The 13,520-nt window shown below is 60.4% G+C and carries 15 protein-coding genes; 8 read left to right on the forward strand and 7 right to left on the reverse strand.

The genetic code is table 11. The features are described from left to right. Positions 1 to 1,294 precede the first annotated feature (1,294 nt). On the forward strand, positions 1,295 to 1,552 hold the full coding sequence (locus BMX61_RS22610) for a WGR domain-containing protein (RefSeq protein ID WP_075625402.1): 258 nt from the start codon (positions 1,295 to 1,297) through the stop codon (positions 1,550 to 1,552). A gap of 144 nt (positions 1,553 to 1,696) precedes the next feature. Here the strand turns inward: BMX61_RS22610 and BMX61_RS22615 are convergent, their stop codons facing one another. From BMX61_RS22615 to BMX61_RS22635, 4 genes are all read right to left on the reverse strand, one after another. Further along, positions 1,697 to 2,023 carry a DUF736 domain-containing protein gene (locus tag BMX61_RS22615; RefSeq protein WP_075625401.1) on the reverse strand — a complete coding sequence of 109 codons (327 nt, stop codon included), beginning with the start codon at positions 2,021 to 2,023 and terminating at the stop codon, positions 1,697 to 1,699. A gap of 914 nt (positions 2,024 to 2,937) precedes the next feature. Then, complete coding sequence (locus BMX61_RS22625; RefSeq protein WP_324610597.1) at positions 2,938 to 3,216, reverse strand: hypothetical protein; 279 nt, start codon at positions 3,214 to 3,216, stop codon at positions 2,938 to 2,940. Positions 3,217 to 3,346: 130 nt separating this feature from the next. Beyond that, positions 3,347 to 3,607 (reverse strand): type II toxin-antitoxin system prevent-host-death family antitoxin, encoded by a 261-nt coding sequence (locus BMX61_RS22630; protein ID WP_075625399.1) that lies wholly within the window; start codon positions 3,605 to 3,607, stop codon positions 3,347 to 3,349. A 96-nt stretch (positions 3,608 to 3,703) separates the two neighbouring features. Next, positions 3,704 to 4,585: a LysR family transcriptional regulator gene (locus BMX61_RS22635; protein ID WP_234794792.1), complete on the reverse strand. Its 882-nt coding sequence runs from the start codon at positions 4,583 to 4,585 to the stop codon at positions 3,704 to 3,706. 110 nt (positions 4,586 to 4,695) lie between these two features. On the opposite strand from BMX61_RS22635, the gene BMX61_RS22640 reads away from it, so the two are divergent. Next, positions 4,696 to 5,433, forward strand: a complete 738-nt coding sequence (locus tag BMX61_RS22640; protein ID WP_075625397.1) for an SDR family NAD(P)-dependent oxidoreductase — start codon at positions 4,696 to 4,698, stop codon at positions 5,431 to 5,433. 11 nt (positions 5,434 to 5,444) lie between these two features. Beyond that, positions 5,445 to 6,122 carry an SDR family oxidoreductase gene (locus tag BMX61_RS22645; protein WP_075625396.1) on the forward strand — a complete coding sequence of 226 codons (678 nt, stop codon included), beginning with the start codon at positions 5,445 to 5,447 and terminating at the stop codon, positions 6,120 to 6,122. Between the two features lie 115 nt (positions 6,123 to 6,237). On the opposite strand, the gene BMX61_RS22650 is transcribed toward BMX61_RS22645, so the two are convergent. Then, positions 6,238 to 6,675, reverse strand: a complete 438-nt coding sequence (locus tag BMX61_RS22650; RefSeq protein ID WP_075625395.1) for a VOC family protein — start codon at positions 6,673 to 6,675, stop codon at positions 6,238 to 6,240. Between the two features lie 245 nt (positions 6,676 to 6,920). Here BMX61_RS22650 and BMX61_RS22655 point away from each other — a divergent pair, with 245 nt between their 5' ends. After that, positions 6,921 to 7,355: a MarR family winged helix-turn-helix transcriptional regulator gene (locus tag BMX61_RS22655; protein ID WP_075625394.1), complete on the forward strand. Its 435-nt coding sequence runs from the start codon at positions 6,921 to 6,923 to the stop codon at positions 7,353 to 7,355. 54 nt (positions 7,356 to 7,409) lie between these two features. Beyond that, a complete protein-coding gene (locus BMX61_RS22660; protein ID WP_075625404.1) occupies positions 7,410 to 8,156 on the forward strand; it encodes an SDR family oxidoreductase in 747 nt (248 codons plus the stop codon). 73 nt (positions 8,157 to 8,229) lie between these two features. Here BMX61_RS22660 and BMX61_RS22665 read toward each other — a convergent pair whose 3' ends face one another. Together BMX61_RS22665 and BMX61_RS22670 are read right to left on the reverse strand one after the other, a co-directional pair. Next, a complete protein-coding gene (locus BMX61_RS22665; RefSeq protein ID WP_075625393.1) occupies positions 8,230 to 9,192 on the reverse strand; it encodes a DUF2493 domain-containing protein in 963 nt (320 codons plus the stop codon). A gap of 334 nt (positions 9,193 to 9,526) precedes the next feature. Further along, positions 9,527 to 10,561, reverse strand: a complete 1,035-nt coding sequence (locus tag BMX61_RS22670) for a DUF7146 domain-containing protein (RefSeq protein WP_075625392.1) — start codon at positions 10,559 to 10,561, stop codon at positions 9,527 to 9,529. Positions 10,562 to 10,701: 140 nt separating this feature from the next. Between BMX61_RS22670 and BMX61_RS22675 the strand changes: the two genes are divergently transcribed. The 3 genes from BMX61_RS22675 (at position 10,702) to BMX61_RS25230 (ending at position 13,126) form a co-directional block, all read left to right on the forward strand. Beyond that, positions 10,702 to 10,983 (forward strand): hypothetical protein, encoded by a 282-nt coding sequence (locus BMX61_RS22675; RefSeq protein WP_075625391.1) that lies wholly within the window; start codon positions 10,702 to 10,704, stop codon positions 10,981 to 10,983. 274 nt (positions 10,984 to 11,257) lie between these two features. After that, positions 11,258 to 12,451, forward strand: coding sequence for a DUF1173 domain-containing protein (locus BMX61_RS22680; protein WP_075625390.1), 1,194 nt, complete (start codon positions 11,258 to 11,260; stop codon positions 12,449 to 12,451). A 510-nt stretch (positions 12,452 to 12,961) separates the two neighbouring features. After that, complete coding sequence (locus tag BMX61_RS25230; RefSeq protein ID WP_234794793.1) at positions 12,962 to 13,126, forward strand: hypothetical protein; 165 nt, start codon at positions 12,962 to 12,964, stop codon at positions 13,124 to 13,126. Positions 13,127 to 13,520: the final 394 nt, after the last annotated feature.

A 13,520-nucleotide genomic window follows, 5' to 3' on the forward strand; every position in this document is an offset into this window, starting at 1 on the left:
GCAGCCTGGGCCAAGCAGCGCGATCGTTCTCTCCCTGGCCTTCCACTGCATTGCCCGTCAGACATCGACGATCAAGCCTCGCGGCTGCTCGCAACGATGCCGCGACCAAGTGCGAGGATCGTGGCTCGGGTGGGTAATACCCGTGGTAACACAGGCTTCGTGTACATCAGCGCAGAGAACCGTCTGGCAAAGCTCACCTCACCGCAATTGCCTTCGTTTGGCGATCGGGGTGTGGCCGGAGCGGATCGGTCGGTGCTTGTGAATGATGCAGTGGGAGATCAGCGGCATTCGCCCAACCGAACGTCGACCTACCTGCTCTTGCTTATTCGACGTCCGACGCGAGAGGACGCCTTCTGCACCGCGCATTTTGAATAGTGCTGCAGGGGAGGGAAGGGCGTTCGCAAACGTCGGCGAACCCATCCAACACGGTCGTGCGCCACCGTTTCAACTTCGAAAGTCATGAACTTCGTGACTGAACCCGCTGATTGACCAGCCGGCAATTGAGCGGACGCCCATGGTCCGCTCAGAGGACCCCGCGATGTTCACGTCTCGTTCTCTGGTTCCGAGGCGGTTTCTCGGAGGCTGCACATGCCCTCACGTCAGCGGCGGCCTCGCCGTCGTGCACGCAACCGGCCGGCAACAGGGTGTTGGCCAGCCCACTCCACCCACAGATTCATTGAACATCTCTGGACGGCAATATTGGCTCGAGCGGATTGCGCGTCATCCCGGGCATTATGGGCTCCCATGGACGCGAGGCCTTGGAGCCAGCGCACTGACTGTGACGCAGCATCGGAGGCAGCAAATGCAGCACGTGCCTATTTCTCATCGGAGTGTGAGTTGAGCCTGTCTAATCTCGGCGTCTTGCATCGCTGACAGCCGGAGGCATGCCGACTGTTCGATTTCGCCCTGAAATACCAACAAAAGCGGAGGGGAGGGGAGGGGAGGGGAGGGGATTGAAGCGCTGCTCGCCGATAACGTCAACGCGGGTGACCGAGCCGCCGATCATTGGGCGAAGTTTTACGATTTCAAACGCGCAAACCACGGCATAGGTTTGGACATCTGAGCCTTCTACAGGTGGCACCAGAGGGACAGTATCAGGCCCAGTTGAAGCACTGGTCAGAAATATGGTGCGGCATTGAGTGCGGACGGAAGAGCATTGAGTGACCTGACCTTCGCTTCACCAAACCTCAAACACGATGGCAACCGCGACGCTTCACACAGATGAATCGACACGGCGTGATCGATTCAGAATTGTCGTTGGACGTGGAACCGGGACAGCGCGACTTTCCTTGGCATGCTGAGCCAACCTTACAGAGCGTATATTGAACGCGAAGACGCGACAAAAAACATGGCGCGTTTCTATGCGCTGACCATCGAGCCGACCTTGTTCGGCGATGTTTGCCTGACGCGCTGTTGGGGTCGGATCGGCACGCGGGGTCAAAAGATGACGCACAGCTTCAAGGGGGAAAAGGAGGCCGTTGCGCTGTTTCTCGATCTCTTGCAGGCGAAGCACAAAAGAGGCTATCGGCCGCGGCAGAGCTCCCGCCGATGAAGATCGACGTCGTGTTGTCCCGTGTGGTTCGAAGAGATCCGCGTGTGTTCAAAGGGAAGCCTAACGACGGGAGATCGCTGCTCCGTTTTCGGGTTTCTGCCCGGTGGAAGCGAGCCGGCCCACGGAGGGCCGGCCTAATGCCTCTCAATTGCCGGGGCTGTTCCAGAGGATGACCTTGCGATCAGGGTCGCCGCCAGGAGCCGAAGCGACGTTGCCGTAAATCACGCCAATCTCCGGAGCCTCCAGCTTGACCGACAGGTACTCCTCGCCGGTCTGACGGGCGATGCGGTTCCAGCCTGCGCCGATCTCGAAGCCGGTCTTGCGGTGGATGATCCGGTAGTCCGGCGCTTCTTCGCTCTGCTTGGTGGTGTTTGGGACAATAGCGATCGGGGCGTTGACCCGGATCGTGGCGAAGATGCCTTCGAGCGTGCCGTTCTCCTTGGCGGTGAGGGTCGCGATCGTGGTGGCCATGGTACTGTCTCCTTCGTTGCTCGGGACCATTCCCGATGGCGCCCGAAGAAGGGGGCGTGTCGCAGGCGTCACCGGAGCGCTAGCGATGGGAAACCCCCTCGCGGGGTTGACGCCGAAAGCGGACGGTCCCTTAGAAAGGCGACATAGAAAACGGGAATGTTCCTGAGCGTAACGAAAGCGGAAGACAGACCATCAGCCTGCCGAGCACGTCCCACCTGTGAGAACTGGCATCGCCGGAATGGGCACGTCCTCACCGTCCAGCCAACCGACTCGTCGCCATCCGCAAACAGGCCTCGTGGCGACCCCGCGCCGACCCATCCTAAGGCGCAGTCGGCCACCAGGTGGGAGGCATCGGATGATCTGTCAGAGGAGAGAGGCCTCTCGCGGCGAAACGCTGGACGTTTCTCGCTCTGGCCTGTCGATGGCCTTGCTCCGCGTGGTAGGGGCCGAACGGGAAGTCGTCGTGTGGAACGCAACGGGCACTCCGCAATTGCCGACCAAAAAGGGGTTATGTTTCGTCCGCCTCAAAGGTTCGCGCGGGCAAGCTTTGAGAACCGCCGACACTGCCACTGACGGAGTAGGAGCGGCCGTTGAACTATCGAGACTTGACTTGCAACGCTTTGGCAACCACGTGACCGATGACTGAGTCAGGCGGGCACCAGATGTGTCAATCGCCGTTGCTGATTGCTGATGCATACCTTCCCCGAAGACGATTGAGTTCGACCTGCTTCACCTCACGGCTCATAACGCCCTTGCTGTTCGCTGGATTGCGACCCGTCATCTTGCACTGCATAAACCCAATATTGCGGAACCCGGTGCGACAACCTCTAAGAGCCTGGGAGCCAGAGCCTCGGCCTGAACTGCCGAACGCGCGCATATTTGGCCAGACACAAGCGATCTCATCTCCTCGTCAATCAAGTCAACTGACGCGGCGGCCCGCGTGACGGACGGAGTCCCCGAACACCGTCCCGACAGGTATCATGGAGGCCTTGCTGAAACCTGCCGCGAAGATTGACATGGGTGTCGATATAGAACGAGCGCTGGGCGATGTCGTAGTTGTATTCACCGACCACGATCCAGCATCGTTTCAGGTCGCTGAGACCGACGCGCCGGCATTCAATGTCCTGGACTTCCAGCGCCACGCGATCAACATGCGGCAGTCGCGTGATGATGACCAGAAGCGCCAAATGCATAAGCCCGTCGCTCGCATTGTGCACAGCAACGACAACGCAGGTCGAACGGCGCTTCCGGCCTCCCGTCTCACCGCGGCCGTCCTGTCACGCCCATAGATAAGCGTATTCGATGACTTGGCTGGGCAGACGTTCACGGCTCATCGTCGCATCCCTTGTGCTGCGTTAGCCGGTCGGTTTCAGCGAGGAAAAGTGCCCGGTGTTCCTTCGGCATTTCCGAGACATGATAGGCTCCGCGCAGATCGCCACCGGTGCGCATCCGCTCATAGTGCTCGTAACTCATCAGGACGAACCGCGGTTTGCCGGCTTTCGTCAAAATGACAGGCTCGCGGGCTGCCGCATCGGTGACATCGCCCACCTGCTTGTTGAGATCACCTGTCGTGAACTGACGCATGGTGCCTCCCTGGAATTAAAATCCATAATATCTAGCTTTTCCAGACTTGCAGGAAAATGTCGCTTTTGCGCCAGAAGCGGACGTACCGGTCCCTACTCATCCGGCCTTCGCCCGTATCCGATCGATCACGAACCGCGTGGCGGCAGACATGTGTCGCTGACGTGGATAGCAAAGGAAGAAGCCAGGAAATGGAGCGCTCCATCTTTCCAGCAGGGGGATCAATCGGCCAGAATTGATGTGATGCTTGACGGTGTCCTCGATGGCGAAGGCAACACCCAGTCCCGCAAGTGCCATCTGCAGAGCCATAGGCTTGTCGTTCACGATCAGTCCTCCAGATGGATTGATCGAAAACCACTTTCCGTCCTCATAAAACTCCCATGGGAAAGCATGTTGCTGACCGGGCCACCGCCAGCGGATGCAGTCATGCGACAACAGCGCTCGTGGATGATCCGGCACCCCGTAGCAAGACAGATACGTCGGTGTAGCAACTGCGATCTGACGAAGTTCGCCCCCAAGGGCAACAGCGACCATATCCTGAGCAATCACCTCGCCGATCCTCAGCGCCAGGTCAAACCTTCCCTCGACGGGATCGTCGAGTCTGTCATCCAAGGTGATGTCCAACGTTATCTGTGGCAGGTCGCGGCGAAGGTCAGATAGGATCGGCAGGATGAACCGTTCACCTGCCGAGCGGAAGGCGACGATCCGTACCACTCCAGCAGGACGACCTGCAGCGACACGGCTTTGAGCGAGCGCGAGGTCCATCTCGTCCATTACCGGACTTATCCGCGATCGCAGAAGCGCTCCCTCATCCGTCAGAATGACGCTGCGGGTCGTGCGCTGGAAAAGCTGCTGTCCAAGATGTGCTTCAAGCGACTTGATCGTCTGGCTGACTGCCGAGGACGTCATGCCGAGTTCATCGGCCGCCCGTGAGAAACTGAGATGCGCGGCGACGGCCAGGAACGTGCGGATACGCGTCAAGTCTGAAGGATGCATACAGATTATGAAGCACAGCTACCAAATCTTGTAAACATCCACTCGATTATCGTCGTCTGGCCGAAGCGCTACCTTCGCGTTCGAAGGAGAACGCAATGACTAGAACCCTTGAAGATAAGGTCGCTGTGGTGACCGGTGCGGCACGCGGCATCGGCAGGGCTACGGCGATGATGCTACACGAACGGGGTGCTCGCGTGGTTGCCACCGATCTTCGCGCCAGGGTCCATGAGCTTGCCCAAGACGGCATCATCACGCTGACCGGCGATATTGCCGAAGAGGAAACCGCCCGACAAAGCATCGAGTTGGCGCTGAAAACATTCGGCGCGCTCGACATCCTGGTCAACAACGCGGGCAGAACCATGAACCGCCCGCTCGTCGACATGAGCGTCGAGGACTGGGATGCTGTCATGGCCGTGAACGCACGCGGGACATTCCTGCATGCCCGCGAAGCTGTGCGTGCTATGATCGTGGGCGATGGTGGCGTGATCGTCAACGTCGCGTCTCTGGTTGCGCAGGTCGCGATGAAGGACACGGCAGTCTATGCCGCCAGCAAGGGTGCCATCGCCCAACTGACGAAGGTGATTGCTGTTGAATATGGTGATCGGGGCGTCCGTGCCAACGCCGTCGCGCCGGGTGTGATCGAAACCGACATCCTGGAAGGTATCGTAGAGGACAGTCGCGCCACCCTCGCAAGCTATGGCCCTGCCCACCCCTTAGGCCGCGTCGGTCAGCCAGAAGACATCGCCGAGATCATCGCCTTCCTCGCATCACCAGCGTCCTCCTTTATGACCGGAACCATGGTCATGGCTGATGGCGGCTACACCGCACTTTGAAAGGATACAACATGCCATCTATCCTCATCATCGGGGCTGAACGTGGCCTTGGCCTCGGACTTGCAGAGACCTTGCACGCTCAAGGCTGGGCCGTTACCGGAACTGCCCGCGCGGGCGCTGACACAACCGCTTTGCAAGAGGTTGCGCAAGTCGCACATGTCGACGTGACTCAGGCAGATCAAATCGATCCGCTGCGAAGGCAGATCGGGGACGCGTTCGACGTCATCTTCCTGGTCGCGGGCATTTTTGGACCGCTGTACAATGCGGTGACCGAAGCGACTGACGCAGAGTTTGCGGAGATCATGCTGACGAACTGCTTCGGTCCGATCCGGCTGGCGCACCGCCTGCTCGATCGCTTATCTTCCAACGGCACGTTGGCTGTCATGTCATCGCACCGGGGCAGCATCACGCTGAACACAGAACCCGACTTGCATCTCGACCTCTACCGGGCCAGCAAGGCTGCGCTGAACATGCTGGCTCGAACGATCCACGCGGATTATCCAGACCTTACAGTGCTTTCAATCCATTCCGGCTGGGCGGCCACCTCTATGGGCACGCTGAATGGTGCGGTGAACGCCGAGATATCCGTTGACGAAAGTGTGAGAGGCATGGCGCAGGTTCTGGCTGCCCAGGCAGGCACCAGACGAAGCCTATATCTGGATTGGCAGGGGAATTTGTTGCCCTGGTAGGAGAGCGCTCGTTCCTTTGGTTCCGAACACGGCCCGAAGCGGACAAGTCTCTTGTCCGCTTCGGGCCGAGGGCTGCCATGTCGCGGAAGCGCCAACACCGGACATTGCGGCTGACTTAGGCTGCGAGTGACATGCCCTCGGTCTTACGCTCCACGAGCGTCCAAATGTGGCCGAACGGATCGAAGATCGAGGCCACGCGGCGGCCTATCACGTCAGTTTGAACTTGGTCTCGGGTCAGAGCTCCGGCTGAAAGGGCGCGCTCCATCACGTCTTCAATGTTGCCAACATTGAGGTGGAATATCGTGCTGACAGCCCCCGGCTCTTTCGGAAAGAACGGGCCGCCGTAGGAAGGCGATTTTTCGCGATTTGGATTGGAGCCGGCGACCCAAACAGGCAGATTTCCGAACCGCATTTCGACAGCCGCCAAAGCGCCATCGATGTCACTGGTGTTCTGTTCCTGCGCACTAAAGGCGGCAGCATAGAAGTTGGCGGCCTCTCTCTCCCGCCCATGTTCAACAAACAAAGAAAATTTGACGCTAATATCTTCGGACATCTGGGCTCCTCGATCTATCTGAATCGCCTCTCGATCATACCGCAAACTTTGCCGAACCAATGGCATCGGACGAGAGACTGCCAATTTCAAGGTCTACAACCATTTTGCCGAGGGAAGATGTCCGCTTCGGGCCGCTTGTTGTCGTGACGCAAAAGCGCCGATAACGAACATCGCGCAAATTCACCAAATGCCTACTCCAGTGAAAACGGCTTACACCCTCCGAGCGAAAATGCTTAATACCGAGGATGACAGAACCTACGCCCGAACAAATCGAAAAGCTCGCTATTGCCTTTGAGCGCTTTACCCGCCGTTTCAAGGTCGCGGAGGCATCGGCAGTCCTGGAACACTCGCTTAACGCTCTAGACATTCAGGCGCTTCTTTTCATCGATGACCATCCCGAGTGTCGTTTGGGGGATGTTGCGCGGCACCTTCAGGTCGCTCTTACGACGATGTCGTCTTCGGCAGACCGATTGGTGCGCCGGGACATGATTGAACGACAGCGGCCAGAGGCAAACCGCAGGTCGGTAGCTCTGACGATCACGAACAAGGGGCAGCAAGCGGTTTCGGGCTATGTCGATGGATATCGAGCCTCCTGCAAGGCGATGCTTGAGGCGCTCGATCCCGTTGACCAAACCGAATTCCTGCGACTTACCCAGAAGATCGCGAAATACGACGATTGAATAATACGAAATTCGTAGTATGTCTCTGCTATCGAAACGATCAGGGACGTCATGATGATCCATACATCGCCAATTGCGCTTGTCACCGGAGCAAACAAGGGTATCGGCCTGGCCATCGCGCGGCAGCTTGGCGCAGCCGGACACACGGTCTGGCTAGGATGCCGCGACATTTCACGGGGTGTGATGGCGGCTCGCGAACTGCTAGGCATCGGGATCGACGCCCACGCTGTGCAACTGGATGTCAAGGACGGTGCGAGCGTTTCCAGCGCCGCGCAGATCCTTGAAAGCGAAATGGGGCGTCTCGACGTGCTGGTGAACAACGCCGGGCTCATGTTCGCTCCGTCTCCCTCGCTTGCCGAGGAGTCAATCGACGAGATGCAGCGGATGTTCGACACCAACGTGTTCGGGGTGATGCGCGTCACTCAAGCCTTCCTGCCGCTGTTGCGGAAATCGAAGGCAGCCCGGATCGTCATGATGAGCAGCGGCCTCAGTTCGTTGACGGATGCCCTGGACATGCGGAGCGAAACCTGGACGGTCGGTTTCGGCGGATACTGCGCCTCCAAGACGGCGCTGAACATGTTGACCGTCAAACTCGCGAAGGAACTGGAGCCGGACGGGATCAAAGTAAACGCGGTAGACCCGGGCCTGACATCGACCGACATGACAGGCAACGGACCTGGTCATTCGCCTGAGGACGGTGCTCGCCCTGCGGTCGCTCTGGCAACGACCCACGCATACGGGCCCACGGCCGGGTTCTTCGCTTGCGCTCCCTCTGGCGAACTTGTGCAAAAAAATTGGTGATACGCGTTCTGCGATTATCAGATGCGGAGCGGACCAGTTCCGCATCTCAGTGTCCGCTTCGGGCCAGAGGCTGTCATGGCAGCGATGCGCCGCCCTGGTTATTCGTCCCAAAACGCCAGACCGGAATACCGAGGCTACGCGCCTTATCGGCGAGATTACGGGTGATGCCCGACCCTGGAAAGAGGATGATGCCAACCGGCATGACGGCAAGGAGATCGTCGTTGCGGCGGAACGGGGCGGCCTTGGCATGTTTCGCCCAGTTCGGCTTGAAACTGATCTGCGTTACCTTGCGGGCTTCGGCCCAGCAGGCGGCAATGCGCTCGGCTCCCTTCGGCGCACCGCCATGCAGCAGAACGAGGTCAGGAAACTTTGCCCTCGCCCGGTCGAGAGCCGTCCAGATCGCCTGATGGTCGTTGAACTCGACGCCACCGGCAAAGCCGATTTTCGTGCCGGCCGGGATCAGGACTTCGGTTTCGACGCGGCGACGGGCGGCGAGAAAGTCGCGGCTATCAATCATCGCTGCGGTCATATTGGCGTGGCTGACCTTTGAGCCTGTGCGCGGTCGCCATGCAGAACCAGTCTCTGCCTCGAACAGCTCGGCTGCGTAATCCCGCATGAACTCGAACGCATTGCGGCGCTCCAAAAGCGTGATGCCTTCGGCAATATGGCGTTCAAGCTCGACGCTTTTGACCTCGGAGCCATCCTGATCGCGCTGGCCGGCGCGCTGAGCGTCCTCGTTGCGGTCGAGTTCGCGCTGGATGCGCTCCCCGGCGCGGTGGAAGAGATTGACCGTCGACCAGAGGAGATCCTCGAGATCGGGCTCCAGCCGGGTGTCGCCGAGCATCTCGAAAAAGGCCTCGAAGATCGCGGTCAAGGCCGATTGCACCACCGGCTCCTCGGGGAGGGCGCGAGGATCCGGCTCGTCCTGATGCGGGCGATGGCCGTAGATCTGCATTTCGTAGATGACGCGGTCGGTCGGCGAAGATGCGTGCTCCGGTTCGAAGCCATCGGCGAGGGCGGGAGAGAGAAGGTTCATTGGAAACTCCGTTCGTTTGCGGCCGCGCCTCCCGCGGCCTGACGGCGATCCCTGGTCAGGCGGCGGACTGGCCGGAACCACGGAGCGCAGCGACGCGGCCTAGCGAAGCGCCGGGCGGCGAAAGGCGGGCTTCTTGTCTCGCGAGGAATGCCGGCGCGGGTCATGCGGCGGCAGGGGAAGAAACCCGACTGACCCGCTGAAGGCCGGGCCGCCGCATGATAAGGGTCGCCTCTCGGCAGGCCCGCGGGCACGCCGACGGCACGGCGATGCAGGACAATCGCGAACACCGTGCCGGGCGTGTGTGCCACTTGTCGCGCATCTCATCATGGCTGCATCAAAGAGGGAGAAGCGCCACGGCATCGGCAGAGACGAGTTGATCGCGCAGCCGTGCCGTCAGCCGTTCGGGACCCAATTGACGAAGATCCTCGTTGTAGTCGCCGAGTTCGGGGGCGAGCACCAGTGGAAGGATGCCGAGGGCCTGGGCACGCCGGCTCAGGCGGTCGACACCATGGCGGCCGGCTGCATCCGCGTCGGCAGCGATGTAAAGGCGTCGGGTTCCGGGCGGCAGGGATAAGGCCGCCAGGTGATTGACGCTGAGTGCAGCCGCCATTGGCATGTGCGGCATGACGTGCGCGAGGGACAGCACGCTTTCGAGACCCTCGCCAGCCGTCATGACGGGCACTGGTCCGTCGACTGGGAACTGCAGGCGCACGGCATTGGCGAGAAGACCACCTATGGCGCGGCGAGGCGTCGCGACCTTTGCCTTCCCAAGCCCATCGCGATCGAGCCAGGTGCGATGAAGTCCGGTGAGCTGGCCCACAGCGTCGGTGACCGCTGCAAGCAAAGCGGGAAGCGGCGTCATCTGTCCGGTTGCGAGGTCACGATAGTAGCAGGCGGGATGGAAGCGGAGCGCTGGATAGCGCGCGCCATCCAGGATGCCGCGCTGGCGCAGATAGCGATCAGCCAAGGTCCCGTCGATGGGCTGCCCCATAGCGAACAGGCGCCGGGCGCGTTCCGACGGCGGAGCCGGGGAGGGGAGGTTGGTCGGGCCCGTCTTGGAAGAGGTCTCGCGCTCCGCTGGCGGCAGGCTCAGGTATCGTCGGGCCTCGTCGGCGACATCTTGGAAGTCGATCAAGCCGCAGCTTTCCCGGATCAGATCGAGAAGGTCACCAAACTGGCCTGTCGCCGCATCTGTCCAACGGCCTGCTCTGTCCCCCGTCAGACGGACATAGAGCGAGCGGCCCTTGTTGTTTCCCGTGTCACCGACCACCCAATACTGCCCGGCACGTGTGCCGGCGGAAAGATAATGACGGCAGACAGCCTCGGCCTCGCGAGCAAGACAGCTTGCCAGGTCACCGGCAGTTCCCATGGTCTCACCTCCTTTAGGTTCGGCTTGAAACGTCAGCCTTGGGACGACGCACGATACGCTTGACGAGGACAGCCGAACCCTTGTCACGGACCAAGACACAGAACCGAAGACGCCACGAGATCAGCCTGGCAAAGAGCCCCATGGATCGCAGCCAGTCGCGCATGCCCTGGTCAGACGCGGCGGGTTCGACACCGCGATCGCTCATGACGCGTTGGATGTTGCTGCTCCGCGCCGCCGCGATCTTCGCGGTAAGAGCGCAAATGAATATCGGCGCTGTTGAGGACGAGCGCAGCGGCAGGCCTGAAATGCAGTCGAGCAAGGCTCCGGCATCGGGCGCTACCTTATGCGAGACGCGGAGGTGGTCCGACCTGCAGGCGGGTTCTGGCTTTGGCACACTGATTGGAATCGAGCAGGCGGAGTGAATCAGCCAGATGTGCGGCCGTCGGGGTCATGATGTTCATGAATGATTCCTTGGGAGGTTAAGGAAGAACCGGCCCGACGAAAGCTCTCCCTACCCGATCGGACCACCCCTCCTCTGGCACGTCTCTTCCTCTCGCCTCGAAACGAGCCAACGCCAAGTTAACGACCGGGAGGCGTCCTTGACGACCGAGCGATGTCGTTGCTTGCACGGGCCGAAAAAGAGTGACTCAATGACGCAGAGTGAGCTCATCGGACACCATCTGATCGGGGAGGGGAATGCGACACTACAGGATCGGAGACGCAGAATTCCCTGAAGAGACGCCGGCCCTACAGAAAGCGCTCGCGGAGGCGTTTTCACAGAAGGTGCGGCCGCTTTGCCTGTGCCGGCCGGCTGGCGTGGCGATGTATATCGCGCGCTTCGAGAACCACTATCTCGTCAAGCGCATGCCCTCATCGGGTACGCGCCATGATCCGTCTTGCAGCTCCTATGAGCCGCCTTACGAACTTTCCGGTCTAGGGCCACTGATCGGCGACGCCATCCGCATTGATGACGCACGCGGAACCGCCGCACTGCGGCTCGATTTCGCGCTCTCGAAAACCGGCAGTCGCACAGCGGGCGCGCACGGGACATCGGAGGCGCCCTCGGTCAAAGGCGAGAGCAAACGGCTCTCCCTGCGTGGCCTCCTCCATTATCTGTGGCAGGAAGGAGAGCTGACGGAATGGACGGCGCTCTGGGCCGGCAAGCGTGGCTGGGGGAGGGTGCGGTCGAGCCTTCTCGACGCTGCACGGCACATGAAGGTTTCCGGTGGAGCACTCTCGGACATTCTGTTCGTCCCGGAGGTGTTTCAATCGGAGGCAAAGGCGGCCATCTCGGCCAGACGAACGGCCGCGCTGGCGTCGCTCGTGCCGACGGCAGCCGGTCGGCGCAAGCTGATGGTCCTCGTCGGGGAGGTGAAAGAGACACAAGACGCGCGCATCGGCCGAAAGCTTTTGGTGAAGCACATGCCCGACTACCCGCTGATGATCGACGACAGCGTGTGGCGGCGGCTGCAGAAGCGCTATGCGGCCGAACTGGCTCTCTGGGAGGCGGACCCGTCGCTCCATCTCATCGCCATTACGACCTTCGGTCTGAATGCCGCCGGTTTGCCGGCCATTGAAGAGATCGCCTTGATGATCGCGACGGAGAACTGGATCCCCTTTGAAACCATTCACGAGCAAAAGTTGCTCGAGCGCTTGGCGCGGCTGAAACGCAAGAGCGTCAAGGGGCTGCGCTTCAATCTCGGCGCGGATCAGCCCATTGTTTGCGCGACGTTGCCCGATGCGAAACCTGCTGCCGCAGCGCTTTATGTCGTACCGCCGGAGGCCGACGAGAGGTATGAGGCCGCTCTCGCCGACATGATTACAGCGCGACCGGAGATGACGGCATGGATTTGGCGTCCGGGGGACGGGGAGATGCCAAGCTTGCCGTAAACCCGGTACTGGAACAAGTGAGATCGGGACGCGCGGATCTGTCGACTCCTCGATCCTCGCTGGGCAAAATGTCTGAACTGATGAGGCCCAGACCCGACATTCTGATGTTTTGTCTTTGCCCGATTGTCTGTCGGTTCAGATCTAAAACCCACCCTTTAGCATTTGTCAGCTCTTCAGCCCCACGGTCCGCCAAGGGACAGGCTCATAGAGCAGGGCTCTTTGTTACGTGGGATGAGCTAGTGACATGGAGCGATGCGTGATGGCCACATCCATCGAAATTGACGACGGCTTGAAACGTCGGGCCCAGCAGCTCGCAAGCCCCGCCGGCGTTTTGCGCACTGGATCATGCTCGAGGCGATCCAGTAGTATGTGGGCCGGGAGGAAGCACGGGAAAGCCGCAAACAGGAAGCGGTGGCGTCTTGGACAGCCTACAAGGAAACCCACCAGCGCCTGACAGGGCAGGAGGTCCAGACTTGGGCGAACAGCTGAGGCGCTGCCAACGAAAAGGCGATGCCTGCGTTCTACACGCAATCGTCACGGACGGCGCAGCCGTTGGGCGGTGTCGCTGCAGCCGGCTTCTACGCGGAAAAGCGCCTGAAGCTGCGCAACGGGCCGGTCGATTATCGTACGACGATGTCTCGTCTTGGAACGGATGCCGGGCATGAACGGCTATGACCCCAGCCGCTGGAGCTTCGCGGGCTGATGATGCCGTTCGGAGATCAAGATATGTGGCGCTGTGTCGGCACAAGCCGGACGACGACGGTGTATGGGGTCACCTTTCGACATCGAAGGAAGCCGGATATTGAGGGCCCGCACTCGGGATTGCCGCCTGTCAACGATCAGCTGTGTGAATGATAGGCGCATTCCCTTGCAGCGCGTGAGGTTTTTCCGAGCTATGTCTCCTATGAGGCTCCTCCGAAGCTACCGTGAAGGCGACGATAGCGGCCGCTGTGTAGTCCTGGCAGAATCGTTTGACCGCCGGCAGCGTTCAACCCTCTCGATCTTGCCGTCGTCATGTGCGACTGCGCTTAAGATGTTGCATGAAGTCGTGAATGTCCGCGATCCCATG

The organism is Xaviernesmea oryzae, assembly GCF_900109605.1.
GTDB lineage: Bacteria > Pseudomonadota > Alphaproteobacteria > Rhizobiales > Rhizobiaceae > Xaviernesmea > Xaviernesmea oryzae.

Excerpts from the sequence above, each read along its gene's own strand:
- BMX61_RS22610 (WP_075625402.1), top strand. The coding sequence starts at position 1,295 with ATGCTGAGCCAACCTTACAGAGCGTATATTGAACGCGAAGACGCGACA.
- BMX61_RS22615 (WP_075625401.1), bottom strand. The coding sequence starts at position 2,023 with ATGGCCACCACGATCGCGACCCTCACCGCCAAGGAGAACGGCACGCTC.
- BMX61_RS22625 (WP_324610597.1), bottom strand. The coding sequence starts at position 3,216 with ATGCATTTGGCGCTTCTGGTCATCATCACGCGACTGCCGCATGTTGAT.
- BMX61_RS22630 (WP_075625399.1), bottom strand. The coding sequence starts at position 3,607 with ATGCGTCAGTTCACGACAGGTGATCTCAACAAGCAGGTGGGCGATGTC.
- BMX61_RS22640 (WP_075625397.1), top strand. The coding sequence starts at position 4,696 with ATGACTAGAACCCTTGAAGATAAGGTCGCTGTGGTGACCGGTGCGGCA.
- BMX61_RS22645 (WP_075625396.1), top strand. The coding sequence starts at position 5,445 with ATGCCATCTATCCTCATCATCGGGGCTGAACGTGGCCTTGGCCTCGGA.
- BMX61_RS22650 (WP_075625395.1), bottom strand. The coding sequence starts at position 6,675 with ATGTCCGAAGATATTAGCGTCAAATTTTCTTTGTTTGTTGAACATGGG.
- BMX61_RS22655 (WP_075625394.1), top strand. The coding sequence starts at position 6,921 with ATGACAGAACCTACGCCCGAACAAATCGAAAAGCTCGCTATTGCCTTT.
- BMX61_RS22660 (WP_075625404.1), top strand. The coding sequence starts at position 7,410 with ATGATCCATACATCGCCAATTGCGCTTGTCACCGGAGCAAACAAGGGT.
- BMX61_RS22665 (WP_075625393.1), bottom strand. The coding sequence starts at position 9,192 with ATGAACCTTCTCTCTCCCGCCCTCGCCGATGGCTTCGAACCGGAGCAC.
- BMX61_RS22670 (WP_075625392.1), bottom strand. The coding sequence starts at position 10,561 with ATGGGAACTGCCGGTGACCTGGCAAGCTGTCTTGCTCGCGAGGCCGAG.
- BMX61_RS22675 (WP_075625391.1), top strand. The coding sequence starts at position 10,702 with ATGGATCGCAGCCAGTCGCGCATGCCCTGGTCAGACGCGGCGGGTTCG.
- BMX61_RS22680 (WP_075625390.1), top strand. The coding sequence starts at position 11,258 with ATGCGACACTACAGGATCGGAGACGCAGAATTCCCTGAAGAGACGCCG.
- BMX61_RS25230 (WP_234794793.1), top strand. The coding sequence starts at position 12,962 with ATGCCTGCGTTCTACACGCAATCGTCACGGACGGCGCAGCCGTTGGGC.